General features: G+C 69.0%; 19 protein-coding genes and 1 CRISPR repeat array (1 of these 20 running past the window's edge). Of the genes, 5 read left to right on the top strand and 14 right to left on the bottom strand.

Going from position 1 to position 25,006, the window contains the following annotated elements:
• Positions 1-1,371: a CRISPR direct-repeat array (repeat unit 37 nt; unit sequence GTTTCAACCCACGCTCCTCGCGGTCACGAGGAGCGAC); it reaches 3,034 nt to the left of the window's first position.
• 203 nt (positions 1,372-1,574) lie between these two features.
• The 8 genes from cas2 to ACN469_RS15695 all read right to left on the bottom strand — a co-directional run bounded on the left by cas2 (position 1,575) and on the right by ACN469_RS15695 (position 9,853).
• Positions 1,575-1,874, bottom strand: a complete 300-nt coding sequence (gene cas2 / locus ACN469_RS15730) for a CRISPR-associated endonuclease Cas2 (RefSeq protein ID WP_498768686.1) — start codon at positions 1,872-1,874, stop codon at positions 1,575-1,577.
• The gene (gene cas1c, locus ACN469_RS15725) at positions 1,874-2,902 is read right to left on the bottom strand and encodes a type I-C CRISPR-associated endonuclease Cas1c (RefSeq protein ID WP_498768684.1); all 1,029 of its coding nucleotides are present in this window, start codon (positions 2,900-2,902) and stop codon (positions 1,874-1,876) included. The genes cas2 and cas1c overlap by 1 nt, the downstream gene beginning before the upstream one ends.
• 57 nt (positions 2,903-2,959) lie before the next feature.
• Complete coding sequence (gene cas4, locus ACN469_RS15720; RefSeq protein WP_498768682.1) at positions 2,960-3,586, bottom strand: CRISPR-associated protein Cas4; 627 nt, start codon at positions 3,584-3,586, stop codon at positions 2,960-2,962.
• On the bottom strand, positions 3,583-4,497 hold the full coding sequence (cas7c, locus tag ACN469_RS15715; RefSeq protein WP_498768680.1) for a type I-C CRISPR-associated protein Cas7/Csd2: 915 nt from the start codon (positions 4,495-4,497) through the stop codon (positions 3,583-3,585). Before cas7c ends, cas4 begins: the two co-directional genes overlap by 4 nt.
• 39 nt (positions 4,498-4,536) lie before the next feature.
• Positions 4,537-6,285, bottom strand: coding sequence for a type I-C CRISPR-associated protein Cas8c/Csd1 (gene cas8c, locus ACN469_RS15710; RefSeq protein WP_498768710.1), 1,749 nt, complete (start codon positions 6,283-6,285; stop codon positions 4,537-4,539).
• On the bottom strand, positions 6,285-6,950 hold the full coding sequence (gene cas5c, locus ACN469_RS15705; RefSeq protein ID WP_498768678.1) for a type I-C CRISPR-associated protein Cas5c: 666 nt from the start codon (positions 6,948-6,950) through the stop codon (positions 6,285-6,287). Before cas5c ends, cas8c begins: the two co-directional genes overlap by 1 nt.
• A gap of 19 nt (positions 6,951-6,969) precedes the next feature.
• Positions 6,970-9,207: a CRISPR-associated helicase Cas3' gene (cas3, locus tag ACN469_RS15700; protein WP_498768708.1), complete on the bottom strand. Its 2,238-nt coding sequence runs from the start codon at positions 9,205-9,207 to the stop codon at positions 6,970-6,972.
• A gap of 178 nt (positions 9,208-9,385) precedes the next feature.
• A complete protein-coding gene (locus ACN469_RS15695; RefSeq protein ID WP_498768676.1) occupies positions 9,386-9,853 on the bottom strand; it encodes a hypothetical protein in 468 nt (155 codons plus the stop codon).
• Positions 9,854-10,027: 174 nt separating this feature from the next.
• On the opposite strand from ACN469_RS15695, the gene ACN469_RS15690 reads away from it, so the two are divergent.
• On the top strand, positions 10,028-11,536 hold the full coding sequence (locus ACN469_RS15690) for an aldehyde dehydrogenase family protein (protein WP_498768674.1): 1,509 nt from the start codon (positions 10,028-10,030) through the stop codon (positions 11,534-11,536).
• 135 nt (positions 11,537-11,671) lie between these two features.
• Positions 11,672-12,385 (top strand): esterase family protein, encoded by a 714-nt coding sequence (locus ACN469_RS15685; protein WP_498768672.1) that lies wholly within the window; start codon positions 11,672-11,674, stop codon positions 12,383-12,385.
• A 40-nt stretch (positions 12,386-12,425) separates the two neighbouring features.
• On the opposite strand, the gene ACN469_RS15680 is transcribed toward ACN469_RS15685, so the two are convergent.
• The 4 genes from ACN469_RS15680 to ACN469_RS15665 form a co-directional block, all read right to left on the bottom strand.
• Positions 12,426-13,826, bottom strand: a complete 1,401-nt coding sequence (locus ACN469_RS15680; protein WP_498768670.1) for an MATE family efflux transporter — start codon at positions 13,824-13,826, stop codon at positions 12,426-12,428.
• Between the two features lie 184 nt (positions 13,827-14,010).
• Positions 14,011-16,146: a beta-propeller domain-containing protein gene (locus ACN469_RS15675; RefSeq protein ID WP_498768668.1), complete on the bottom strand. Its 2,136-nt coding sequence runs from the start codon at positions 16,144-16,146 to the stop codon at positions 14,011-14,013.
• 170 nt (positions 16,147-16,316) lie between these two features.
• A complete protein-coding gene (locus tag ACN469_RS15670; RefSeq protein WP_498768666.1) occupies positions 16,317-17,486 on the bottom strand; it encodes a TIGR02266 family protein in 1,170 nt (389 codons plus the stop codon).
• Between the two features lie 2 nt (positions 17,487-17,488).
• Positions 17,489-19,312, bottom strand: a complete 1,824-nt coding sequence (locus ACN469_RS15665; protein ID WP_498768664.1) for an Hsp70 family protein — start codon at positions 19,310-19,312, stop codon at positions 17,489-17,491.
• Between the two features lie 156 nt (positions 19,313-19,468).
• Between ACN469_RS15665 and atpH the strand changes: the two genes are divergently transcribed.
• From atpH to atpA, 3 genes are all read left to right on the top strand, one after another.
• Positions 19,469-20,014: an ATP synthase F1 subunit delta gene (atpH, locus tag ACN469_RS15660; RefSeq protein ID WP_498768662.1), complete on the top strand. Its 546-nt coding sequence runs from the start codon at positions 19,469-19,471 to the stop codon at positions 20,012-20,014.
• 155 nt (positions 20,015-20,169) lie between these two features.
• Positions 20,170-21,645 carry a PAS domain-containing sensor histidine kinase gene (locus ACN469_RS15655; RefSeq protein ID WP_498768660.1) on the top strand — a complete coding sequence of 492 codons (1,476 nt, stop codon included), beginning with the start codon at positions 20,170-20,172 and terminating at the stop codon, positions 21,643-21,645.
• A 126-nt stretch (positions 21,646-21,771) separates the two neighbouring features.
• On the top strand, positions 21,772-23,319 hold the full coding sequence (gene atpA / locus ACN469_RS15650) for a F0F1 ATP synthase subunit alpha (protein WP_498768658.1): 1,548 nt from the start codon (positions 21,772-21,774) through the stop codon (positions 23,317-23,319).
• A gap of 110 nt (positions 23,320-23,429) precedes the next feature.
• Here atpA and ACN469_RS15645 read toward each other — a convergent pair whose 3' ends face one another.
• Positions 23,430-23,957: a hypothetical protein gene (locus tag ACN469_RS15645; protein ID WP_498768656.1), complete on the bottom strand. Its 528-nt coding sequence runs from the start codon at positions 23,955-23,957 to the stop codon at positions 23,430-23,432.
• Between the two features lie 91 nt (positions 23,958-24,048).
• The gene (locus tag ACN469_RS15640; RefSeq protein WP_498768654.1) at positions 24,049-24,897 is read right to left on the bottom strand and encodes an HAD family hydrolase; all 849 of its coding nucleotides are present in this window, start codon (positions 24,895-24,897) and stop codon (positions 24,049-24,051) included.
• Positions 24,898-25,006: the final 109 nt, after the last annotated feature.

Below are 25,006 nucleotides of genomic sequence, written 5' to 3'. Positions count from 1 at the left end.
GAGCGACCGGGAAGCCGAGCGCGTCGAAGAACAAGCGCGAACGTTTCAACCCACGCTCCTCGCGGTCACGAGGAGCGACTGACGTGCTCCATAGCCTCAACGACTCCGTCGTGTTTCAACCCACGCTCCTCGCGGTCACGAGGAGCGACGTGGCCGTGGTGGAAGCTGGCGCCGCTGCCATCGAGTTTCAACCCACGCTCCTCGCGGTCACGAGGAGCGACGGGCATCGGCGCTGCCGTCGCAGCCGCCGCGAAGTCGTTTCAACCCACGCTCCTCGCGGTCACGAGGAGCGACACGCGCGCTCGTCGAGGAGCAGCTCGGCAACCCCGTGGTTTCAACCCACGCTCCTCGCGGTCACGAGGAGCGACCTACAAGCTCCACCGGAAATCATCTCCCACTCGGTTTCAACCCACGCTCCTCGCGGTCACGAGGAGCGACACCCGGTCCGACGCGCCCTTGGGGGCGGTACGGAGTTTCAACCCACGCTCCTCGCGGTCACGAGGAGCGACTACGGCAGGCACGGCAACCGGACCGCCCGCTCCTGTTTCAACCCACGCTCCTCGCGGTCACGAGGAGCGACCTACTTCGGCATGGTGCTGACGTACAATGACATTGTTTCAACCCACGCTCCTCGCGGTCACGAGGAGCGACGCAGCGGCGGCGGCGAGGGCTTCGGCCATGGCGGTTGGTTTCAACCCACGCTCCTCGCGGTCACGAGGAGCGACGAGCCGCAGCAACCGCGCCGAGAACTTCGAGGCCAGTTTCAACCCACGCTCCTCGCGGTCACGAGGAGCGACCGTGCCCGGCGACGTGCGCTCCGTGCGCGAGTACCTGTTTCAACTCACGCTCCTCGCGGTCACGAGGAGCGACGTGGCGGGGGCGGGTTGTCGCGGATGGCGTTCATGAGTTTCAACCCACGCTCCTCGCGGTCACGAGGAGCGACTTGCGCGGGCGACTCAGGCTCCGGCTTGCGGCGGAAGTTTCAACCCACGCTCCTCGCGGTCACGAGGAGCGACACGGACATTGCGCAGGTGAGGGGCAACAACGGAGTTTCAACCCACGCTCCTCGCGGTCACGAGGAGCGACGACGGGCAGCAAGTTGGCCTGGGGGCCGTAGATGATGTTTCAACCCACGCTCCTCGCGGTCACGAGGAGCGACGTTAAGTCGTGCGTGCTCATGGGGCGACACCCAGTTTCAACCCACGCTCCTCGCGGTCACGAGGAGCGACCTCCACCTTCGCCAGGTCATTTTCCAAGCGCTTGGTTTCAACCCACGCTCCTCGCGGTCACGAGGAGCGACCTGCTGGGCCACGACTCAGCAGGGACTCAATGACGTTTCAACCCACGCTCCTCGCGGTCACGAGGAGCGACCCTGCCCGTCCAAGCTACCAGAACTCCAAGGGAATCCAGCCGCTTCGCGCGAACCCGGCGCCCTACGAGCCACTCCGTCCACGGCGATCACCGAACGCCCCGCGCAACCTCTCAAGACTATTGGAGATTTCAAAGAGCGCGAACCTCCGACGAAGCCCACACCGGCACAGGTCCGCGCGCCCCGCTCGGGGCACGCGAGTTCCTCACAGGATGAGCGGCCCCTCCACATCCAACGGCACCCTCGCGCCATGATGCTCCGTCTTCCGAGCGACATCCTCGCTCAAGAAGTAGAACCGCAGGCTGTCACACGCATCATCCAGCTCCGCGAGCAGCCGAGCGCGCAGGACCACCCAGTCCTTCGGCTCCAGCACGCACTCGAAGACCGAATACTGCACCCGGACGCCATGGTCCTTACATGCCCGGGCAATCCGCCGAAGCCGGCGCGGCCCGTCCGCATCCGAGACCCGGACGTCGTAACACACGAGCACGGTGACCTTTCGCATCAGCGCACCGCGAAAGGCGGATAGCCATCCAGCTCACCCCGAAGCGCCCGAGCCAGCAGCAACGCTTGCAGATGAGGCACCAGCCCCCAGCTCGTCTGCTGTCCCAGGAACACATGCTGGACCTCCACCTGCTTGGTGCTCTGATACGCCACGAGGAACGTCTTGCGCGCGTCGTCCTTGAGCATCACCGCCCCCGCCGCCTCCGTCTTGAAGTCCTCCGGCTTGAGCTGCCCCCGGTTCACCAACGAGAAGACCAACCGGTCCACCACGGGCGCGCGGAGTTCCTCCATCAAATCCAGCGCGAGTGACAGCCGCCCAGGCCGGTCCTCATGAAGGAACCCCACCGCCGGGTCCAACCCCACGCCCGCCAGCGCCCCCGCGCAATCCTGCGCCAGCAACGCATACCCGAAGGACAGCAGCGCATTCAGCGGGTCCCTCGGAGGCCGCCGGTTCCGGCCATCGAACACGAACCGCCGAGCATCTCCCTTCAGCAAATCCGGGAACGCCTCGAAGTAGTCCCGCGCCGCGATGCCTTCCAGCCCCCGCACCTGCTCCAGGTCCTCCGCCCGCTCCAGCGCGCGAAGATGACCCGACAGTCGCCGAGCCGCCTCCTCCAGCGACGCCTTGCGCTCCTCCGCCGCATCCCGCCGCGCATGCAGGAGGAACTGGCGAGCATTCCCCAGCTTCCCCACGACCATCGCCCGAGCGATGGCCAGCGTGCGAACCCCATCATCCGCCGCGCGGAACTGCGTACGCCGCAGCAGCACGTTGCCGCCCGGCAGGCCCTCGACCCGCGCCAGGAACCGCCCTGTCATCCCGAAGAACGACACGTGAATCCCCGCCTCCACGCAGCTCTCCAGGAGCTCCGGCGTCATCCACGCACGCGCCAGGCACACCACCGAGCGCAGGTGCCGCAAGGGAACCTCCGCCTTCTTCTCGTCCTGAATCGTCACCACCACGCGCTCGCCCTCCTTGTTCAGACGGGTGCCATCCACGGTGATGAACAGCGTATTGAGCGCGGTCGTCATGCCAGTCCTCCTCCAGTGACACGTCAGGGCCCGCGCGTCAGGGGTCCACAGGCTCCATCATCCGCCGCAAGTGCTCGGAGACACTCCGCTGGCCCGCAGTGACCTGGGGAGACACAGCGGCTCCAGCGAACACGTCGCACACTTCGGCGCCCTCGCTACGACGGGCACGCGCCGTCGCTCCAGCAATCCGTGCATCCTCGCGATGGCCTCCTCCGTCCGGGCCCGGAGTCGCGCATCAAAGAGCACCGCCTGTCGCCGATGCTCCGCACCATGAAAGAGCGCGCCCTCGGGAACATCGACGCCGTGCATCTCCTCCAGACACAGCGCCTGGGCACAGAGCTGCACGGCGTCCGCGTCGTGCGACTTCCGCCGCCCGCGCTTCACCTCCACCGGGTACGGCCGCCAGCCGGTGGGACTGACGGGGTCCGGGTGGTACTCGACCAGGTCCGCGCGGCCCGAGATGCGCAGCCGCGAGCACCCCAGCCGAACCGCGCGCTCCACGCGACGGCCCGGCCGGGCGTCATGCCCCGGAAGGTCCACCCGCTCATGGAGCAGCCGGCCCAGAGCGGTGTTCACATCCTCCCGCCACAGTTGCTCGACATGGATGAGCGCGGCCTGCCGTTCGCAGAACAGCAGGTGTTGCAATGCCGACAGCGCCACCCAGGTCTCGCGAGCGTCGCTCATCCCGCCAGGTCCATCACCTCGATGCCCTCGGGCAGCTTCGCCGTGTCCACCTTCACCGTGTAGTCCTTGAACGCCCGAGCGGGCTTCTCCGGCTGCACGGGCGCGACATGGACGCGGTCGAACAGGGCATGCGCGGGCGCGTTGCCCAGCTCGGAGCCGTGCTTGAAGACGATGACCTTGCGCATGGACATCAGTCCGCGCGCGGCGCTGCGGTCCAGCTCGAACATGTTCGCGAAGGCCTTGAACAACAGGTCCAGGTCCACCTGGTTGAACTTCGTCTGCTTCGCGAGGTGCGGCGAGATGAAGCCATGCGCGCGGTACAATCCGTAGGGCACGGTGTTCTTGCGTCCCATGGTGCGGTTGTCGCCGCCCTGCTTCTCGGCCTCCGCCTCCGTGGCCACGGCCATGCGGGTGATGGAGTGCTCCTGCGAGACGATGGGGCTCACCGAGCGGGCGAAGGTGAGCTGCACGGGTCCACGCACCTGCCCCGCGTTGGGGCCCGTGGACATGACGGCGCCGAAGGTGCGGACGTCGAAGAACGTCTTGCACATCCAGTCGCGCCCCTTCTCGACCTCGGAGCCCTGGGCCTTCCCCTTGGTGTCGCGCTTCTTGCCGTCCTTCTCCGTCTTGGGCTTCTCGTTCAGGTCGATGCCCAGGTCCTTGTACGCGTCGTTGATGGACACGTTCAGAATGGCCTTCTCCTTCACGAAGATGTCGAACCCCGGCTTCTTCTCCTGGGTGAGCTGGATGAAGTTGCGCACCTTGCGCTTGAGGCTCACGTCGGTCACCAACCCGTGGCCCGTCTCCGGGTCGATGCGCGGCAGGTTGCCCGCGTCGGGGTCACCATTGGGATTGCCGTCCTGGACATCGAACAGCAGGACGAAGTCGTGGCGGTTCTTGAGTTCGGTCATGGCGTTCTCTCTCTGAAATGAGTGGATGCGGAGGCGGGGTCAGTCGGCGGAGTCGGCGGGCTCGCCCTTCGGAGACTTGGGCTCGGAGGGCGTGCGCTTGGAGAAGAACGCCTCGCGCTGGTGGTAGTAGCCCACGGCGAAGAGGCCCTGCGCGTTGAGGTCGAAGACGCTGGGCAGGAAGTCGGGCTCCACCAGGGCCATCACCTCGGACTTGGTCCGCTCCAGCCACCTCCCCTCGTCACCCGCCTTGGCGGCGTGATGGATGGAGAGCGGCAGCAGTCGGGAGAAAGCGAGCGCGGGCGTGCGCGACGCCGAGGCGAAGTAGCGGTCCCGAATGGTGGAGTTGAGGTCGCTCCCCAGCGCCACGGCCTGCAAGCGCTCCAGCACGGCGAAGAGACGGCCCAGGACGTACGGCTGGAGCCGGTTGTTCTTGTCCAATGACACGGTGACCTCCTGAGAAAAGGCGTGGCTGCGAATGAGGGTGGCCTTGATGAGCGCGACACGGAGACGAAGTTGCTCGCGCTCCAGCTTCCCGTCGGCGGGAGGGAGCCGGAGTCGGTCCAGGGAGGCGGAGAGGAGCTGGCGTGGGAACGGCTGTCCCCGGAGCGCGGCGCCCATCATCCGGGTGGCGAGGTCAGGTGAGAGCCCCTTGCCCGAAGGCGCCTCCACGGCCTTGAGCAGTCGCCACACGGGGATGGGCTGGTCCGTCTTCGCCTCGCCCAGCCGCAGGTCATCGAAGTAGCGGCGGAGGTTCCGCTTCACGTCTCCGACGCTCGTCTGGAACCAGTCGCGCACGGCGACGCGACCGGAGTTGCCCGCGAGCGTCACCGAGTAGAAGCTCCGCTCGTCCAGCGCCCCCGGCTCCAGTCCGCGAAAAGGCGCCTCGATGAAGCGGCGGAGGGTCTCCTCCGTGGGGTCCGCCCAGTTGAGCAACAGGCTCTCCTGCTCCGCACTGCTGTTCGTCCAGAACACCAGCACCGAGTCTTCTCCGAGCTGGATGCCCTGTCGGTAACGGCGCTCCTCCGACTTCCGGAGCAGGTCATTCAGCGCGAGCACATACCCAAGCGCCGCTTGCTGCGAGATAGGCGCATTGCTTCCCTGCTTGAGCTTGTGCGACTCGAACGCAGGCGCATTGAAGGAAACCAAAGATGCGCCGGCAGCCTGGGCGTTCGGGACGTTCTTGAGAACATAGTGAGTCTCCGCGAGGACACTGGGCATCCCTGTTACCAGACAGAGACCCAGCGCTCCTTGAGACGCCCTCTCTGCACCTCGCTTCTCCCACCAGGACCGAACAGTCGGATGCTGATGCACGAGGGTGGTCGCGTCCCCTACGGAGAAGGCAAACAGCTCCGAGCCCGTCCAATCCTTCGCGCTCCGAGCCGCGACGACCTGCTCACGCGAAGCGGCATTCACAAGGAACAATTCGACAGCCCGGAGTTCGGGAACATCGATGCTGGCGTTCGCCTCCTGGACCAATGACAGGAAAGCCGCGAACCGAGCAGGTCCCTTCCCTGCTTTATCCCCCCGCTCAGAAGGCTCCTCTACATCGTGGGCGAGTACATACTTCGGATTGTCCACGAGGAATCCCGCAGCGATGTTCACTCTGCGCTGCGGGATGCGCGGAATGGACAGCGGCAGTCCCTTTCCCCGCTCATTCTGCGTGGGCACCAACCCCAAGAACTTCCCCTCCGGGCTCAGCCGAATCTGGAAGTCCACGGCCTTCGTCTCATAGAGCGGGTCATCGAGGAGCCCCCGCTCCCGCGCGAAGTCGTTGAGCGCCGCGAGCATCATGATGGACCCCCATTGCGCTCCAACACCTGCTCCCACGTCGGCACCTGGAGCACGCCGTGGTCCAGGTACGCGTCGAAGAACAGGGGCCGAGTCGCCGCGCCCTCGTCACCGAAGGCGAAGTCGTAGAACATGAGCCCCAGCGGTCTGCGTCCCAGCCCCGCCTCCGAGGGACTCAAGTCCTCCCCCGCGGGCTCCACCCGGGCGTCGAACTCGCGGCACCCCAGGTATGGCGCGTGGAAGAACTGTCCCTTCTCCAACCGCCGCGCGAACATCTCCTCGAACTTGCGGACGTTGTCCTCGGCGCCCGCCTTGCCGGGCACCAGGGTGAAGGACGCGGAGAGGACGTAGTCCACGTCACGCAGCGCCACCGTGTTGCGCTGCGCGCGGTCCTCGTCCGCCGCGTAGTCGAACTTCCCCACCACCGCGCGACTGTTCACCTCGTTGCGGCGGAAGCTCGTCCACTTCACGGGTTTCAGGACGGCGATTTCGTGGAGGTGCCAGCGAATCGCCGGCTTCCACAGGATGGCCTCCAGCACGCCCCTCGCCGCCGAGGGAGTCATGACCTCGTAGCTGACCCGCTCGGCCTTCATCTCCGGCCGCGTGAAGCACGCCACGGGGCCGCTGGCACGCACGCGGAACCGTCTGCTCGCTGCTGTCTTCATCCACACCTCCAGAAGTCCATCAACCGGGGATGAGCACTCCCGGGTCGAGCACTCCGACCCGGGTCGGCACCAGGCCGAACCTCTCGTCGTACGCGGGCTCATGCTCCGGCCCGAGAAACACCACCGTGTCCGCGATGAACCGCGCCAGCTCGCGCGACACCCACGCCTCGCGCACCTTGCGCGGCACCGTCACCGTGAAGCGCTGCAAGGCCCGCAAGCGGTCGCGCGAAGGCCCCAGCAACCGCAGCTCCTGGAGCAACGGCTCACAGCCCGCGTAGGGCACGACGACAGGCGCGCTCCACGTGTCCTCCACGAGCTTGAAGTGCTCGGAGACCGCCTCGAAGCGCAGCGCCTTGCGCATGTCCTGGATGCCCTTGCCGTCGCTGACCGCCGTGGCGTAGAGCCGCTCGAAGTAGCGTTTGAAGCTCTCGGGCGCGAACAGGTCCAGGTCCGGCCGCTGCGCCAGCATCGTCCTCGCGACGCCCAGCGCCGTCTGGAGGACTCCGCGAGGAGCTTCCGACTCCGCCTCGAAGACGCGCAGCTCCCCGAGCCCCTCCAACAACCCCTCGCGGTTGCACCGCCCCGCCGCCTGCGCGAGCGCCTCCAGTCCCGCCATGCTCCGGTAGACGACGCGGAAGTCGAGGTCCACCCCCGCCTCCACCAACTGGGTCGCCACCAGTCGCACGGGCTCCCCGCGCTGCTTGCGCGCCTTGATGTCCCGCAGCACTCGCGAGCGGTGCTCGGGACACATCAGCGCGGACAGGTGCAGCGTCGTCCCGGGATTCCCGAGCAGGGCCTCCACCCGCTCATAGAGCCCGCGCGCGTCATCACGCTTGTGGACCACCGCGAGCACGTCCTGCTCGCGCGCCACGGCCTCCGCCAGCTCGGCGTAGGAGGTCTGCTCCCGCCCCTTGGGCCATTGAACCTTCACGCGGCGAAGGCGCTCGAACGCGCGCACCGCTGGTGGCACCAGCTCGCGAACGGCCGGGAACCCCATCGGCAGTTCCGGCCGTCGCCCCAGCGCGGGCTGGGTCGCCGTGCAGATGACCACCGAGCACCCGTAGTCCTCCACCAGCGTGCCCAGTCCATCCAAGATGGTCATCAGGAGCGCCGGCGGAAGCGTCTGCGCCTCATCGAGCACGATGACGCTGTGAGCGATGTTGTGCAGCTTGCGACACGCCGACGGACGATTCGCGAAGAGGCTCTCCAGGAGCTGCACCGTGGTGGTAACGACGACCGGCGCATCCCAGTTCTCACTGGCCACCCGGTTGAGCGCCGTCTCACGTCCCGGGTCCACCGCCGAGTGGTGTTCGATGACCGCGCTTCCGTGCGCACCGAACGCCTCCCGATACACCGCGGCGCTCTGCTCGATGATGGATGTGTAGGGGATGGCGACGATGACGCGCCGAAGCCCATGAGCCCGAGCATGCTCCAGCGCGAAGGCCATGGACGCGAGCGTCTTCCCACCCCCTGTCGGCACGGTGAGGCTGAAGACCCCAGGAGGACTCGGCGCCGCCTCGAACACCGCGGAGAGCACCTCCCGGCGCACACGGTTCACTTCCGTGTCCAGTGCCCCACTCTGCTTCTTGTCCATGAAGGCACGCAGCGCGGCGGCGAGCTGCTCCAGCGTCACGCCGACCCGCCGCTCCGTGCCACGGGCGGAGTCGAAGAACGCCTCGGTGTCGAGGAAGTCGGCGTCACAGAGCGACGAGAAGAGCATCCGCGTCCAGAACTCGAGCCGGTGCGGCGAGAGCTTCAGCAAGGGCTCGACGGACAGTCCCGCTGGTGACGCGCGAAGGTCCTCGGGAATGCCCGGGGCCAGGGCCTCCTGGAGGAGCGCCTTCTTCTCCGGACGCAGGACACGCTCCCTGAACTTCTCCCGGTCCGGCAGTCCCCCATGGTGTCCCGCGATGGCCATCGCCACGGGAAGGAGCCTGGGGTCCACGCCCAGCGCCCACAGCGCCCCGACGGTCGCGTGGTCTCGGTCCGTCGATGCATCCTCATCCGCGCCTTCGAGATGCGCCTCGAAGCCATTCTCCTGCCGGATGCGGAACTGGAAGCGGCGTCTGTATTTTCCCAGGTCGTGCCAGCGCCCCGCCGCAAGCGCTGACACGCGCATGTCCTCGCGAGCCGCGAACTCCTGCGCGAGGTTCCCTACCGCCTCCAGATGCTCCCGGAGCAGATGCGGTCGCATCGTCTCCGTGACATGAGCGAGCGGCTCTCCCGTCACCGTGCGCGGCGTCCCATCCTCTGCCATCGCCACCCCCATGACCTGGCCGAACCTCCCAGGTCATCTCAATCACCGTACAGCACCCATGAAGAGGCCGTCTCCGCGCGGCGCGCGGAGCGGTCAATTCCTCACATCGCGCCGAGGTATGTCATCACCCGCGCGGGGCGTCTCTACTCCCCAGGGGGTATGGACAGCACTGGTGACTTCACTGCATCCAGTTCGGTGAGTCCGGAGAAGCCACGGCCTTCAACGCGTTCCACAGCCCGAAGAACGGAGGGCCCGCTTCCAGCTCCAGCTCGACGGCCTCGCCTTCATGTCGCACCAGCTTCAGCCTGTTCAGCGCCAGCTTCCCGCGCGCTCCCGAGGCCAACGCGGCATCCACGCGCAAGTCATCCGTCGTCGCGTTCTTGAGCTCGCCCCAGTCGACCTCTTGCACGCCTTCGGCTCGACGAATCACCACCCGGCTCGTGGTGAGCAGCACCCACCGCGTCTCCTCCAGCACGCACGCGAGCACCGGAAGCTCACCCTCGCGCAGCCTCGCCAGCTCCAGGAGCTGTCCCCGCACCTCCACGGGGAAGTCCTCGAACGAGCGGGTCCGCTCACCCGGCCCGCCTCCTCGCGTGAAGACTCGAAGCAGCCTCTGGACCTTCTGTTGCGCACTCAGCCGAATCATCGTGTCCGCTCCCTCGCCTGCTCAGCGTGCCAATCTCCACCGTCCCGCCGGGCCCTCGCCTGCCTGCCCAGACAGACTGGCGATGCGTGACGATATTCCGCCCACGCCGCGGCTCGTCATGAGTCTCGGCTTCAGTGGATTCAGAGCGAATCCCGACGCGCGAGGAGGTTCACCGTGCTGGATACCGAACTCGTTGGCGAGCCCCTTCTTCATCTCGAAAGCCGCCGTCTGCTGGCCGAAGCCAGACGCGTGGTTCCAGAGGCCTTCGACTCTCAAGGACGGCTGCTCTCTCCCATCGCGGGAGCCTGGGTCAAGCCACCCGCCTGGTTCGACGCCATCTCTCCCATCGACGGCAAGGTCCTCGCCGAGCTGCCGCTGCTCGACGCCGCCCAGGTCGCCACGGGCGTCGAGAAGGCCGCCTCCGAGTTCATCCCCTGGACGGCCCGCTCCCTCGAGGACCGCAGACGCGCCGTCATCGCGGCCGTGGACCTGCTCAAGGAGCACCGCGACCTGCTCGTGCGAATCCTCGCGTGGGATATCGGCAAGACGCTGCCCACGGCCTACAACGACGTGGACCGGTGTCTCGCTGGCATCGAGTGGTACCTGGAGCAGATTGGCCCGATGCTCGAGAGCCGGCAGCCGCTCGGCCTCGTGTCGAACATCGCCTCCTGGAACTATCCCTTCTCCGTGCTGCTGCTCAACGTGCTCGTCCAGACGCTCGCGGGCAACTCGGTCATCGCGAAGATTCCGACGCAAGGTGGCGGTGTCTCGCTCACCATCGCCTTCGCCCTGCTGCGACGCGCGAAGCTGCCTGTCTCGCTCGCCGGTGGACGCGGCAGGGACCTCTCCGAGTCACTCGTCGGCCACCCTCGCATCGCGGGCGTCGCCTTCATCGGCGGCCGGGCCAACGGCGCCGAGGTCCACCGCCGCCTGCGCGCCACGGACAAGCGCTACGCGCTGGAGATGGAAGGCGTGAATGCCTACGCCATCACCTCCTTCACGGACTGGGACAAGCTCGGCCAGCAGATTCGCGCGGGCTTCGACTTCGGCAAGCAACGCTGCACCGCCTACACGCGCTGGGTCGTCGAACAATCCCTCGTCCCCAAGTTCGTGCGCACGTACGTGGACGCCGTGTCGACGTTGCGCGTCGGCAATCCGCTCCTGGGCGCGCCCGTGGACTTCGGTCCGCTCATCTCACCGAGCAAGGTCGAGGAGCTGCGCGCGCTCATCACCGACGCCCAGGAGCAGGGCACCGCGGTGCTGTATCAGGGCGAGCTCGCGGAGGACGCCTTCACCGCCCAGCAGGAGCGCGGCGCATACCTCCCGCCCACCCTGCTCTTCGGCGTCCACCGCGACAGCGAGCTGTACCGGCGCGAGCCCTTCGGTCCCATCGACCTGCTCATCTCCGTCGACTCCGAGGAGGAGCTGGTCAGGGAGGCCAACGTCTCCAACGGCGCGCTCGTGGCCTCCGTGGCGACGGACGACCCCGACCTCGCCGAGCGCATCGCCGCGCGGCTCCACGCCTACAAGGTCGGCATCAACAAGCTGCGCTCACGCGGAGACCGCGAGGAGTCCTTCGGCGGCAAGGGCGGCTCCTGGGCCGGCGCCTTCGTCGGCGGCACGCACCTGGTGCGCGCCTTCACCGACGGGCCCCATCCGCTCGAAGGCAACTGGCCGGACTGAGCACGACGCGCCCCCACGGACTGGGGTGGGACAGGGAGGACCCTGGGGGCGCGAGGTGTTCACTCGTACGTAGTGCGGACGAGAAGCCCGCATGCCATTGCCAGTCCTTGACGCGGCGCGGTTAAGTTGCCGCCCATGAACCGCGAATACCTCCGCTGGCACAGCGAGCGCCTGCATCGGGACATGGAGTTGCTGCTCTTCGGCCACTCCGGGGAACCGGTGCTGCTGCTCCCCACCAGTCGGGGGCGCTTCTACCAGGCCGAGGACTTCGGCCTCATCGGCGCCATCGCCGACCGCATCCAGTCCGGCCGCTACGTCGTCGTGTGTCCAGACTCGGTGGACGAGGAGTCGTGGTTCAACACGTCCATCCATCCGCATGACCGCATCGCCCGCCACCAGGAGTGGGAGGCCTACCTGCTGCACGAGGTGGTGCCGCTGCTCCTGAGCCGGAGCACGGGAGGCCGGCTCACCCTGGCCGGATGCAGCTTCGGCGGCTTCCACACGTACAACGTGGGCCTGCGCCACCCGGACGTCTTCCGACGGCTCATCTCCATGGGCGGCAAGTTCGAGACGGACGAGTTCCTCGACGGCCACCACGACCCGGACGTCTACTACCACTCCGCCACGCAGTGGCTGCCCAACGTCACCGACGGCCAGCAGCTCGCCGCGCTCCAGCGCGTGGAGATGGTGCTCGCGGTGGGCGAGCACGACTTCTGCCGTGGCTCCAACGAGCACCTCTCCAGCCTGCTGTGGAAGAAGGACCTGGCCCACCAGCTCGCAGTCTGGCAGGGCGGCAATCACGACTGGCCCGTGTGGCGGGAGATGATTCAGCAGTACCTGCCCTGGTAGGCACCGAACCCGAGCCCAGAAGGCCCGGGCCCGGGCCCGCTCAGGACTCGAGCGGGCGCAGCGTTCCGGCACTCACCCGGTGGAAGCGCCAGAGCAGCGCCAGGGCCACCACGATGAGCCCCGCGCACAGGCCCCACCAGATGCCCACCACGCCCATCCCCAGCTTGAAGCCGAGCAGCCACGTGAGCGGCAGGCCGATGGCGTAGTGCCCCACCATGTTGGCCACGAAGGTGAAGCGCGTGTCTCCGGCGCCGCGCAGCACGCCCGCGCCCACGCCCTGCACGCCGTCGAACACCTGGAAGACGGCGCTCACCATCAAGAGCGGCACCACCAGCGGAATCACGTCAGCCGGTGCGCCGGCCAGCTTCGCAAGGGGCAAGGGGAAGATGGCGAAGAGCAGCCCACCCAGGGCCATGAAGCCCGCGCCGCTGGCGAAGGCCATGAAGCCGCTGAGCCGGGCCTGCGGGGTGTCGTGCGCGCCCACCGCCCAGCCCACGCGCACGCTGCCCGCGTTGCCGATGCCCACCGCCACCGTGAAGGTGAGGCTGGAGAAGGCGATGGCGATTTGATGCGCGCCCATGCTCGCGGGCCCCAGGCCCGCGGACAGCACCCCCGCCAGCGCGAAGACGCCAATCTCCGCGGCGATGTGCAGCCCCGCGGGAGTGCCGATGCGCGCCGCCTGCGCCAGGTCCGCCCACACCGGCCTGCGCGTCGGCTTCGTCTCCGGCGCGGGCATGCGGCGCACCGCCCAGAGGACGATGCCCAGCTGCAGCGCCGTGCACAGCACCGAGTCCACCGCCGCGCCCACCACGCCCAGCGCCGGCACCAGCCGCAGCGGGCCCGTCCACTCGGGCAGCCCCGCGCCGCCGAAGACGAGCAGCAGGTCCGCCAGGAGGTTCACCACGTTGGCCGCCAGCGTGGCCACCACCAGCGGGCGGATGTTCGCGGTGGACGTCAGGTACGTGCGCACCGTCATGAAGGCCAGCATCAGCGGCAGGCAGGGTGCGCGCCACACCAGGTAGTCCTTCGTCTGCTGCAGCTCCGGCTCCACGATTCCCGCCCAGGGGAGCACGGCCGGCGTCGTCAGCAACACCATCCACAGCACCACACCGGCCGCCAACGCCAGCCAGCCGCCCTGCCATAACAGCGCCCGCGCTCGGGACTCGTTGCGCGCGCCGATGGCCTGGGACAGCAAGGGGTCCAACCCCATCATCAGCCCCATGCCGAAGCTGCTGACGGCGAAGAAGAGGCCGTTGCCCAGGCCCGCGGAGGCCAGCGCGGACGTGCCCGCATGACCCATCACCAGCGTGTCCACCAGCCCCATGAGCGCCTGCCCGCCCTGGGCGATGGCGATGGGCACCGCCAGCTTCGTCAGGGCCCGGAACTCGGTGCGAAGAGGGGTACGGACGTCGGTTTGGGGCGGAACGACGGCGGTGGACATGACGGCCCGGCCTATAGCGCCTTCCGGCATGGAATGCGCCAATCGCGAGGGACGCCTCGCCGCTCGCCCACCTGACCTGCCCCGGTGGTGGACGGGCTCCGGAAAAACAACGGGGCCCCCGGACATCCACTGTCCCGAGGGCCCCGACCTGTCACGTCACGCTCGTGTCGACGCGGGTGCGACGTCAGCGCACGGGCGGCTGGAAGCGCGTGGTCGCCACCGGCGTCTGGAGCGAGGTCACCTTCGACGCGCGGATGCCGGCGTCGGTGATGGCGTACACGTAGTCGTCCGCCATGACGCTGCGGCGCACGGAGGGCGACCAGTACCAGTTCCACTGCGGCTCGTTGAAGCTCTGGTACACGTCCTTCATCGACAGCGCGCCCACCGGCGTGAAGCCCGTGGCGGTGTCCACGCGGAACACGCGCAGCTCGCTCTTGAAGCCCGTCCAGTAGTCGTACCCGCTGTAGTCCCAGTCCGTGAAGGGGAGGGCCAGCAGACCCTTGGCGGGGAAGAAGTTGAACGCCTTGTGGTCGCCCTGCGCGTCGCTGTAGCTGCTCATCCCGCCCATCCGATGCGTGAAGGCCTCCTTCGGGTGGGCCAAATCCGTCACGTCGAACAGCGACAGCTTCAGCGCGCGGTTCGTCCAGCTCCCGTCCTCGGCGCGGTCCTCGCCGAAGGTGAGCAGGTGCGTGTCACCCAGCGGGTGGATGTACGTGGAGAAGCCCGGAATCTTCAGCTCGCCCACCTTGCGCGGGTGCGCGGGGTCACTCAGGTCGAAGGTGAAGAGCGGGTCCGTCTGACGGAAGGTGACGACGTAGCCCTTCTTGCCCACGAAGCGCGCGCTGAAGATGCGCTCGCCCGGCGCCAGGTCCTCGCTGCGGCCCAGCTCCTGGAGGTGTCCGCCCGTCGTGCCGAACGTGACGACGCGGCTGTGGGTCTCCATCGAGGTGGGGGTCGACACGCCGTCATTGCCGTTGCTGGTCGGGTTGACGGCGCGCCAGGTGCTCACCGTGGTGGCCACGCGCAGCACGCCCTCGTGCTCGTCCATGGCGAACTGGTTCACCAGGCTGCCCTCCAGCGTGCCGCTGCCCGCGTACACCGCGCGGTTCGGCTCACCGAGGTCGAACTTGTGCAGGTACGTGTGGTCGGACTGGTTCGCCTCCGGCCACCACCACCAGTGGGACGCCGCCAGGTAGAGCGCGTCGGGTGACGCGTACACCGTGCCGGGCGCCGACACGATGCTGGTGCGGCCCAGCGGCGCCGCGCCCTCCGCGGCGTCCAAATCCAACGACAGCACCGTCACGAAGCCCAGCCCCGTGGGCGCGTTGGAGCGGTAGAAGTCACCGCACGACACGGGCAGCGCCGTGACGGTTCCGTCCTCGGCCACGTGCTTGCCCGGAGCCACCCAGTCCGCCAGCGTCTGCGCCCGGATGAGCTGCTCGTTCTTGGCGAGGAGCCCATCGATGGCGGCGTTCATCTTGTCCTTGTCGCGCTCCAGCGACGGCGAGTACTCCGGATAGAAGCGCACGTCCGACGGCCAGCGGAAGTCGTCCGACAGCACCAGCCGCACCGCGCCGTCCACGCGACGGGCGCTGAGGTACCCACCCGGCAGGAACACCTGCTGCTTCACCTTGGGCGAAGCCAGGTCCGACACGTCCACCACCGTCACCTTCAGCGTGTCGCCACCCATGTAGCCACACCGGAAGCCGGCGCAGTCCATGACGGGCGCGCCACCGGTCAAGGTGTCACCCCACCCGGTGGAGCGGCCCGGACGGTCGCCATCCACCTGCGAGGTGATGACCAGCCGCTGGCGCTCCTTGTCGTAGAGCATCTCCCGGGGCCAGCCCTGGATTTCCATCGACGAGGCCAGGGTGAGCTGCTCCGCGGGCCAGGAGCGGTGCAGGTACAGCCGGGGCCCGGACAGCACGAAGATGCGGGTGCCGTCGTTCTGCACGAAGTCCGCCTCGTGCACGTTGGCCACCTGGTTGTTGGTGCCCGTGTAGTCATTCGGCCCGCGCGGCGAGCCGCCACCCGAGCTGGCGTCGCCCTCCTGAGGGGCGTCCGCCATGGGAGGCATCGAGCCGTCACCGAACCACCAACCACTGTTGCGGGGCCGCATCGACTCCAACGTCGCGCGCATCCGCCGGGTCGCCGTGTCCTCGATGTACTGCTCCAGCGGAGCACAGTCCTCGAAGGACTCCAGCCGGGCTTGCTGCTGCACCGGCTCGTTCTCCACCTTCGGGTACTCGCGGTCATCCCCGCAGCCCACCGCCGCCACCGCCGCCAGTCCCACCCACCCGTAGCGCTTCCATTGCCGCATGAGGCTCCTCCCTTGTCGCGTCTTGGCCCCACCCGGTGCGCGAGCTGGCTTGTCCAGCCCGCCACGTCCGGATGGCTGCGCGGTCCGGGCGCGCTCTTGCCACCGTCATGCCAGCACCGGGCTGACAGAGGACTCCGGGGTTTCCAGGGGGTTGCGGGTGAAGAGGGCTCTCAGAAACCTGAGGCGCGAGGAGTCCCCGAGGGGGGAAAACCGTGGGTCCTGGGCACGAAGCGGACGAACTGCTGCGTCAGCGCAGGGTCCATGCGCTCCAGTCGCAGGCCCATGCCGGCCGGAGCACGGAAGGGGCCCGGGGTGCGCGGCGGGTTGGACCAGACGACGGTGGCCTCGGCCGAGCAGGGCGTGCGCTGGCCGGCGAGCAGCACCTTCAACGTCAGCTTCGTCCCCTCGCGCGCGGGGGTGAGGGTGCGCACGAAGAGGGCGTCGGGGCTGGCGTCGTGGCTGAAGCCCGTCAGCGTCGCGCCACCGCCCACCGGGGCGAACTCCACCACGGTGAAGAAGGGCACGCGCTCCGCGGCGCGCAGGGGCACGCGCTCCGGGACGAGCCGCGACAGCACGCGCGCCAGGAGCTCATCCGCGCCCAGGTGCCGCTTCTCCAGGAGCGGCGCCCCGGCGAGCGCCTGCGCGCGGGCCAGCACCTCCGAGGACTCCTCCGCGCGCGACAGCAGCACCAGCGGCTTCTTCGGGTTCGCGTCGCGCAGCTTCGCGGCCAGGGCCAGCGTCTCGCGCGGCGCGCGGGAGACATCCACGAGGAAGCCGTCGAGCTGGGCTGAGTGCTCGCTGGCGAGCTTCTCCGCGTCCACCGCGTCGCGCGCGTAGAGGACGTGCAGGCCCTCCTGCTCCAGCGCGCCGCCCATGAAGGTGTGCAGGAAGCGGCCGCCTTCGACGAGCAGCATGCGGCGGCCCTTCGGCGGGCCTTCCTTCGCGCGCTCCTTGGCGCCGCGCACCGCCACCAGCTTCGCCTGGAGGGCCTCCAGCGCCACGGGCTTGGGCAGGAAGTCGTCGGCGCCCGCGCGCCAGCAGTGCATGACCTCGTGCGGCTCGCCCGCGGAGGTGAACATGATGACGGGCACGTTGCGGCCGGCCGGGTGCGCCTTCACCGCGCGGCACACCTCGTCGCCCTGCATGCGCTCCATGCGCAGGTCCATCAGGATGAGCATGGGCGCGCGGCGCGCCAGCTCGGACAGACACGCCTCGCCGCCATCCAGCGTCACCGGCTCACAGCCCAGCCGCGCCAGGTGCAGCCTCACCACCTCGCGAGCCGTGCGCGAGTCGTCCACCACGAACACGGCCTCGCGCGTGGTGGAGGTGGGAGCATTCATGGTCAGGCGCGCGGCTCCTGCTTGCCGGACAACAACTGCGTGAGCTGACGGGCAATGGCGGCGCACTTCGCCGCGTCCTTGCCGTCCAGCGCGGAGCGCCCGCCGTCGAGCAGCCGCTGCACCGTGCCCACCGCGGCCTCGGCCTCCGGGCTGGGGTTCTCCTGCGCGCTCTTCTGGAGCATCCGCGCCAGCTTCTCGCCGCGCTCCAGCAGCTTGCGGAACAGCTCCTCCGCGCGCTTCGCGTCCACCACGCCCTGCGACTTCGCGTAGTTCGCCTGCTCCGCGCCCAGCTTCTCCGCCTCGCCGTGTGGCAGGCCCGCGCGCGCCTCCAGGCGCACCGTCTCCATGTTGCCAGTGGTGAGGTCCGTGGCCTTCACGGACAGGATGGCCTCGCCGGACAGCTCGAAGACGACCTCCAGCGGCACGTCACCGCGCGCGGCCACGTGCAGGTTCTTGAGCACCACCTCGCCCAGCTTGTGGTTCTCGTCCTGGAACTCGCTCTCCCCCTGGTACACGGGGATGCGCGCCTCGGCCTGGCCGGACGTCCCGGGGAAGAAGATGTCGCGCGCGACGACGGGCACGCCCGTGTTCTTCGCGATGAGCCGCTTCACGCGTCCGCCCAGCACGCCCACGCCCAGGCTCTGGCTGGCCACATCCAACAGCAGCGCCTGGCCCGACTGGCGCAGGAGTTCGTCCGCCTGCACCGCCGCGCCCAGCGCCACGGCCTCGTCCGGGTGCACGTCCGTGGAAGGCGCGCGGCCGAAGAAGTCCGCCACCAGCCGACGCACCAGCGGCACGCGCGTCATGCCGCCCACCAGCAGCACCACGTCCACCGAGCGCGGGTCCATCTTCGCCTCGCGCATCACGCCCTGACACACCTCCAGGCAGCGGCGCGACAGCGGCTCCGACAGCGTCTCGAAGAAGGAGCGCGTGAGCACCGTCTCCAGCTCGGTGCGCCGCCCGCCCGTGGCATGGTCGCCCAGCCCCGACACGGTGACGGTCGCCTCTTCATGCTCCGTCAGCTCGCGCTTGGCCGCCTCCGCCGCGACCTTCAGGCGCCGCAGGCTCTGCGCATCCTGGGACACGACATGGCGGAGCTCGTCATCCACCTGCGCCAGCAGCCATTGGACGATGCGCTGGTCGAAGTCCTCTCCACCCAGGCGCGGGTCGCCACCGGTGGCGCGCACCTCGAAGACGCCGGACTTCACGTCGAGGATGGAGACATCGAACGTGCCGCCGCCCAGGTCGAACACCAGCGCGCTGCCCTCGAAGCCACGCGACAGGCCGTAGGCGAGCGCCGCCGCGGTCGGCTCGTTCACCAACCGGACGACGTCCAGCCCGGCGATGGTGGCCGCTTCACGCGTGGCCTGTCGCTGGTTGTCGTCGAAGTTGGCGGGGACGGTGATGACACACTTGGTGACGGTGCGGCCGAAGTGCGCCTGCGCGTCGAGCGCCAGCTCCCCCAGAATCATGGCGGAGACCTGGGTGACGGGCAGCACCCGCCCGGCCAGCTTCACGCGCACGTCGCCCGAGGGGCCGGCGACCAATGGATAAGGAACGAGGGCCTTTGCTTGTTGCACCAGCTCCGGCGTGTAGCGCCGGCCAAGGAAGCGCTTCGTGGCCCAGACAACGGAGTCGGGATGCTCCTCCGCGAGCGCTTGGGCTTGCTGCCCCACGACGCGCTCGCCGGCCTTCGTCACACCGAGCACGGAAGGCGTGAGGCGGCCTCCCGCGCGCGAGGGGATCAGGCGCGGTCGGCCGTCCTCCACGGTGGCGACGGCGCTGTTGGTGGTACCCAGGTCGATGCCGATGACGGGGTCGTGCATGGGGGCGGTCGGGACCCCACGGTACGGGTCTTGCCGCCTCCTCGCCAAGCCCCCTCTCGTAAGACCTGCCCTCCGCACGTCGCTTCCCTGTCCGTCCGAGCACGTTGGCGGCGGAGGTGGACGGCCCTGGGGCACCATGCTAAGGGCGCGACCGCCATGGTGAACGTGTCCATTGCCCGCCGCTACGCCCGTGCTCTCCTCGACGTCTCGTCGGAGGTGGGCCGCATCGACGCCGTCGCCGAGCAGCTCTCTTCCTTCGCGGACATCTTCGCGAAGAACGCGGAGATGACGGACGTGCTTCACAACCCTGTCTACTCACGCGCCCAGCGCGCCCAGGTGGTGGAGGGGGTCATGAAGCTGGTCCCCAACCTGGAGCCCGTGCTGGCCAACACCCTGCGGCTGCTGGTGGACCGCAACCGCCTGCCCTACGTCGCCGACATCGCCCGCGTCTTCCGCGACATGGCCGACGTCCGGGCCGGGCGCGTGCGCGGCAACGTCACCACCGCCGCCGTGCTGTCCGCGGACACCCTGGCCGAGCTCCGCCAGACGCTCCAGCAGATCACCCAGCGCGACGTCATCCTGGAGACGCGCGTGGACCCCAGCCTCCTCGGCGGCGTGTCCGCCCAGGTGGGCAGCATCCTCTACGACGGCAGCCTCCGCACTCAGCTGGAAGAGATGCGCCGCACGCTGAAGCAGCACTAGCAGCACCGGGAGTACGGGTCGCCGCCTGGCGACCCACTCCGCAGGTCGTCCCTGCACCCCGCAGTCCGGGGCAAACCGGCATTTCCCGTAGCCCTGGGTCAGAGGTATACTCAGAGGAACACGGGGTAACCCCGGGTTTTCTGGACGACCTCAACATGCCGCAGTCCCTGTTTCACCCCCTTGCCGGTGGCCCGCACTTCGCGGTCGCCCCCGAAGAGGCCTGGCCCTTCCTTGGCGCGGTGCTGAACGCGACAGGTTGTGGCATCGCCCTGCTGGACAGGGAGCTGCGGCCCGTGTGGGTGAATGGCGCGCTGGCGACGCTGTCCGGCATGGAGGTGCGGGCGTATCTGGGACGTCCCCTCGTCGACGTGTGGCCCAAGGTGGCGGCGTCCCTGGCCCCGCTGCTGTCGCGCGCGCTCTCGGGTGAGAACGTGGTGGAGGCGCCGCTGACCGGCATGCTGTCGCCGGCGAGCGGGGAGCTGAACCTGCGCGTGGGCCTGTCCCCCGCGCACCAGGCCGGCGTGCTCACGGGCGTGGTGCTGTGGATGCGCGACGACACGGAGCGCGTGCGCGAGGAGACGCGGCTGCGCGAGCGCGAGTCGCACATGCGCAGCCTCGCGGACGTGGCCTGCGACGGGCACTTCCTGCATGAGAACGGCGTCATCCTGGACGCCAACCGCGCCCTGGCGCACCTGTTGGGCCATGACTCGCCCCGGGAGCTGATCGGCCACCACATGGTGGAGTGGGTGGCGCCGGAGTACCGCCCCGCCGTCATGTCCGCCGTCGCCCGCGGGGTGGAGACGCCCTACGAGGTGATGTGCGTGCGCCGGGACGGCCAGCGCATTCCGCTGGAGGTGCTGGGCAAGCACGTGTCGTGGGAGGGCCGGCAGGTGCGGCTGGCCGCCATCTGGGACATCAGCGGGCGCAAGGCGGCGGAGGAGCGCGCCGAGCGCACCGAGCACTTCCGGGAGCAGCTGCTGGGCGTGGTGGGCAACGACTTGAGGACGCCCCTGCAGACCATCCAGATGGGCACCGGCGCCCTGCAGCGGCTCGGGGGGATGGAGGAGCCCCAGCAGCGGCTGGTGGGGCACATGGCCCAGGCGGCCCGGCGGATGGAGCGGATGATCCACGAGCTCTTGGACTTCACCCGGGCCCGGCTGGCTGGCGGACTGCCGGTGCGTCCGGAGTCGCTGATGCTGGACCGGCTGGTGGAGCGGGTGCTGGAGGAGCGGCGACAGGCCCACCCCGGCCGCACCCTGTTGATGGAGACGCAGGGAGACTTGCGCGGCCACTGGGACGAGACGCGACTGACGCAGCTCGCGGACACGCTCCTGGGCAGCGTCCTGCAGCACAGCGCGGACACCACGCCCGTGTTGTTGAAGCTGGTGGGCGCGGTGGGGGGCGTGACGCTCTCCATCCGCAATGACTCACTGGCGGTGCCGGTGGAGGACCACGCCACCCTCTTCGAGCCCTTCCGACGAGGCCGTCCCGCCAGCGCGGAGGGCCTGGGCCTGGGGCTGTACATCGCCCGGCAGGTGGCCGTGGCCCACGGGGGACGCCTCACGGTGGAGTCCTCCCAGGGTGGCACCCGCTTCGTCGTCTGGCTGCCCCGCGAGCCCCCCGGTCGCTGACGCCACGAGCCCCCATGTCGTGCGCATTGCAGCGGGTAGGGGTGCGTGGTAAGGGGCCCCGACTTCTAGCTTTCGGCGGACCCGAACCGACCCGGCCCGCCCCCTGTTCGAGGACGCAAAACGCCCATGGAAATCCGCGCCGACGAGATCAGCAGAATCATCCGGGAGCAGATCAAGGACTACGGCAAGAAGGTCACCGTCGCGGAGACGGGCACCGTGCTGTCCGTGGGCGACGGTATCGCGCGCATCTACGGGCTCGAGGGCGTGCAGGCCGGTGAGCTCGTGGAGTTCACCAACGGCGTGAAGGGCCTCGTGCTGAACCTCGAGGAGGACAACGTCGGCGTCGCCATCATGGGCGACTTCCAGGCCATCCGCGAGGGCGACACCGTCAAGCGCACCCAGCAGATCGCCTCCGTTCCGGTGGGCAAGGGCCTGCTGGGCCGCGTGGTGGATCCGCTCGGTCTGCCCCTGGACGGCAAGGGCCCCATCGAGTCCACGGAGTCGCGCCGCCTGGAAGTGAAGGCGCCCGGCATCGTGAAGCGCAAGAGCGTGCACGAGCCGCTGCAGACGGGCATCAAGGCGCTGGACGCGCTGGTGCCGGTGGGTCGTGGTCAGCGCGAGCTCATCATCGGTGACCGCCAGACGGGCAAGACGGCCGTCGCCATCGACACCATCATCAACCAGAAGGGCCTGAACGTTTACTGCATCTACGTGGCCATCGGCCAGAAGCAGTCGACGGTCGCCCAGGTGGTGGAGAAGCTCAACCGCTTCGGCGCCATGGAGTACACCACGGTGGTGGCGGCCAACGCCTCCGACCCGGCCCCGATGCAGTTCTTCGCGCCGTACGCCGGCGTGGCCATCGGCGAGTACTTCCGCGACAACAAGATGCACGCCCTCATCATCTACGACGACCTGTCCAAGCAGGCCGTGGCGTACCGCCAGCTGTCGCTGCTGCTGCGCCGCCCCCCGGGTCGTGAGGCGTACCCCGGCGACGTGTTCTACGTGCACAGCCGCCTGCTGGAGCGCGCCGCGAAGCTGTCCGACGAAGAGGGCGCGGGCTCGCTCACGGCGCTCCCCATCATCGAGACGCAGGCCGGCGACGTGTCCGCCTACATCCCGACGAACGTCATCTCCATCACCGACGGGCAGATCTTCCTCGAGACGGACCTGTTCTTCGCCGGCGTCCGCCCGGCCATCAACGTCGGTCTGTCGGTGTCCCGCGTCGGTTCCGCCGCGCAGATCAAGGCCATGAAGCAGGTGGCCGGCACCATGAAGCTGGAGCTCGCGCAGTACCGCGAGCTGGCCGCCTTCTCCCAGTTCGGCTCGGACCTGGACAAGGCCACGCAGGAGACGCTCGCCCGCGGCGCCCGCATGGTGGAGCTGCTCAAGCAGGGCCAGTACGAGCCGCTGGCCGTCGAGCGTCAGGTCATGCAGATCTACGCCGCCACCAACCGCGACGACCCCAAGAAGCGCGGCTGGATTCGCGAGGTTCCCGTCGCGGACGTGGTGCGCTGGATGCGTGAGTTCCTGGACTTCACGGACGGCAAGTACCCGAACCTCTCGAAGGACATCGCCTCCAAGCGCGAGCTGACCGGCGACATCAAGGCCTCGCTGAACAAGGCCATCGTGGAGTTCAACGACGTCTTCCAGCCCACCCCGGGCGCGAAGGTCTAAGGACTCCGGCCGGTAAGGCCCCGTCGCACCGAGCCCCGCGCTCCCTTCCCTGGGACGCGGGGCTTCGTGTTTCCGGCGTGCGCGCTTGCTCGTGCCCTGGAGCTTCCTGGCTACGGCTTCGCGTCGGCGGCGGGCTTCACCTCGCGCACCACGGTGCCGATGGACTCGCCGGTCCACTCCGGGTCCACGGGGATGATGAGGTAGCCCTCCTCCGCCGTGGGCGGGGGGCGCTGGTGGAGGGGTGGCGGCTCGTCGCTCGCGGACACTCGGGCGGGCACGTCCGTCCAGGCCACGAAGCGGGCCTCGTACTCCCTCACGCGCTGCCCGCCAGCCACCTTCCGCTCGGCGGGGCGCGGCAGCAGCACGGCGTCCGCGCCCATCAGGCAGGCGGTCTCCTGGAGCAGCTCCTTGCGGCCCTGCTTGTCCAGGTACTCGTTGCCCGTCACCGCCAGGGTGCCCAGCTCGGCGTAGGGACGCGGAGGCTCGCGCTCCTCGAAGACCTCGAACGCGCAGCCAGCCTCCCGCGCCGGACGCTGGACGCCGAGCGTGGGCCCCTCCAGCGCGACCTGTTGCGACGTCGCGCAGGCGGACACGCAGGCGGCGAGGAGGCACGACGACAGCGAGCGGCGGGTGGACATGGCGGGCTCCCTGGCCCCAACGAAAAGGGCGCGGCGGACGACAGGCTCGTCAACGCCGCGCCTCTCGGGAGCATATCGGCCCAGGGCCGCTTCAGCGCAGGCGCGGCAGGATGGCGAGCAGGCTCTTGTCCACGCCACCGCGAGCGCCCAGCGCCTCGATGGCCTTCAGCTCGTACGGCAACACGTTGTCGCGGGCGACGAGCTGCACGTGCGCGCCCAACGCGGCCGGCAGCGCCAGGTCCAGCTCGTAGATGTCGCCGGCCACCAGCGTGTCCTCGGGCCGCGTGCCGGTGGTGTCCCAGATGCGCTTGAGGGCCTCGAAGTAGCGGCCCCGGCGCAGGTAGACGGGCCGGCGCAGCACGCCCTCCAGCACCTGCGTCTCCGGCAGCGCGTCGAAGCGCGCGTCCGACACGTCCGGCGCATCCAACAAGAACTTGCGCGCGTCGCCGGAGACCTTCAGCCGCTCGCGGCCCTTGGGCGCCAGGGTGTCCAGCTTCTTCTCCACCAGCTCCGTGTGCGCGTTCGTGACGACGGTGATGGGCAGGCCCGTGGCGAGCAGCGCCTCCAGCACCTCCTTCGCCTCCGGCTTGAAGGCCGTGGCCGAGTGCACGTAGGACTCGCGATACATCGTCTGCACGGCCTCCGAGCGCGTCACCTCGTCGGTGCCCACGGACAGCCGCTGGAAGATGCGGTGCGCCGCCGTCGTGGCCGTCAGGTACGGGTCCGCCGTCGCGGGGGCCACCACCTTGCCACCCAGGTTCCACCCCAGCAGGTCGGCTCCCGCGCGCAGCGCGGCGACCTCCTCCTCCCAGGCCTGCTCCACCCCCTGCCCCAGTGCGCGGACCAGCCCGTCACGAAAGTGTTTCAAGAAGGGCGCGCTCTCCGTCGCCACGTCCGTGAAGGTCCCGTCGAAGTCCAGCACCACGCAAGCAATCGCCATCAGCCCACCGACTCCCGAAGTTGGAGGAAAGGGGCCGGATGACGCCCCGGCCCGGGTTCTGAATCAAGCCCGTGACTTCATTTCGGCCCTGTAAACTTGAGGCCGCCCT

This window comes from Corallococcus terminator (assembly GCF_049194865.1).
Lineage (GTDB): Bacteria > Myxococcota > Myxococcia > Myxococcales > Myxococcaceae > Myxococcus > Myxococcus terminator_A.
The sequence above is the reverse complement of the archived record's forward strand: the minus strand, read 5'-3'. Positions and strand labels throughout refer to the sequence as shown.

Bases quoted from the DNA above. Each gene is read 5' to 3' on its own strand.
- cas2 (WP_498768686.1), bottom strand. From the start codon at position 1,874: ATGCGAAAGGTCACCGTGCTCGTGTGTTACGACGTCCGGGTCTCGGAT.
- cas1c (WP_498768684.1), bottom strand. From the start codon at position 2,902: ATGACGACCGCGCTCAATACGCTGTTCATCACCGTGGATGGCACCCGT.
- cas4 (WP_498768682.1), bottom strand. From the start codon at position 3,586: ATGAGCGACGCTCGCGAGACCTGGGTGGCGCTGTCGGCATTGCAACAC.
- cas7c (WP_498768680.1), bottom strand. From the start codon at position 4,497: ATGACCGAACTCAAGAACCGCCACGACTTCGTCCTGCTGTTCGATGTC.
- cas8c (WP_498768710.1), bottom strand. From the start codon at position 6,285: ATGCTCGCGGCGCTCAACGACTTCGCGCGGGAGCGGGGGCTCCTCGAT.
- cas5c (WP_498768678.1), bottom strand. From the start codon at position 6,950: ATGAAGACAGCAGCGAGCAGACGGTTCCGCGTGCGTGCCAGCGGCCCC.
- cas3 (WP_498768708.1), bottom strand. From the start codon at position 9,207: ATGGCAGAGGATGGGACGCCGCGCACGGTGACGGGAGAGCCGCTCGCT.
- ACN469_RS15695 (WP_498768676.1), bottom strand. From the start codon at position 9,853: ATGATTCGGCTGAGTGCGCAACAGAAGGTCCAGAGGCTGCTTCGAGTC.
- ACN469_RS15685 (WP_498768672.1), top strand. From the start codon at position 11,672: ATGAACCGCGAATACCTCCGCTGGCACAGCGAGCGCCTGCATCGGGAC.
- ACN469_RS15680 (WP_498768670.1), bottom strand. From the start codon at position 13,826: ATGTCCACCGCCGTCGTTCCGCCCCAAACCGACGTCCGTACCCCTCTT.
- ACN469_RS15675 (WP_498768668.1), bottom strand. From the start codon at position 16,146: ATGCGGCAATGGAAGCGCTACGGGTGGGTGGGACTGGCGGCGGTGGCG.
- ACN469_RS15670 (WP_498768666.1), bottom strand. From the start codon at position 17,486: ATGAATGCTCCCACCTCCACCACGCGCGAGGCCGTGTTCGTGGTGGAC.
- ACN469_RS15665 (WP_498768664.1), bottom strand. From the start codon at position 19,312: ATGCACGACCCCGTCATCGGCATCGACCTGGGTACCACCAACAGCGCC.
- atpH (WP_498768662.1), top strand. From the start codon at position 19,469: ATGGTGAACGTGTCCATTGCCCGCCGCTACGCCCGTGCTCTCCTCGAC.
- ACN469_RS15655 (WP_498768660.1), top strand. From the start codon at position 20,170: ATGCCGCAGTCCCTGTTTCACCCCCTTGCCGGTGGCCCGCACTTCGCG.
- atpA (WP_498768658.1), top strand. From the start codon at position 21,772: ATGGAAATCCGCGCCGACGAGATCAGCAGAATCATCCGGGAGCAGATC.
- ACN469_RS15645 (WP_498768656.1), bottom strand. From the start codon at position 23,957: ATGTCCACCCGCCGCTCGCTGTCGTCGTGCCTCCTCGCCGCCTGCGTG.
- ACN469_RS15640 (WP_498768654.1), bottom strand. From the start codon at position 24,897: ATGGCGATTGCTTGCGTGGTGCTGGACTTCGACGGGACCTTCACGGAC.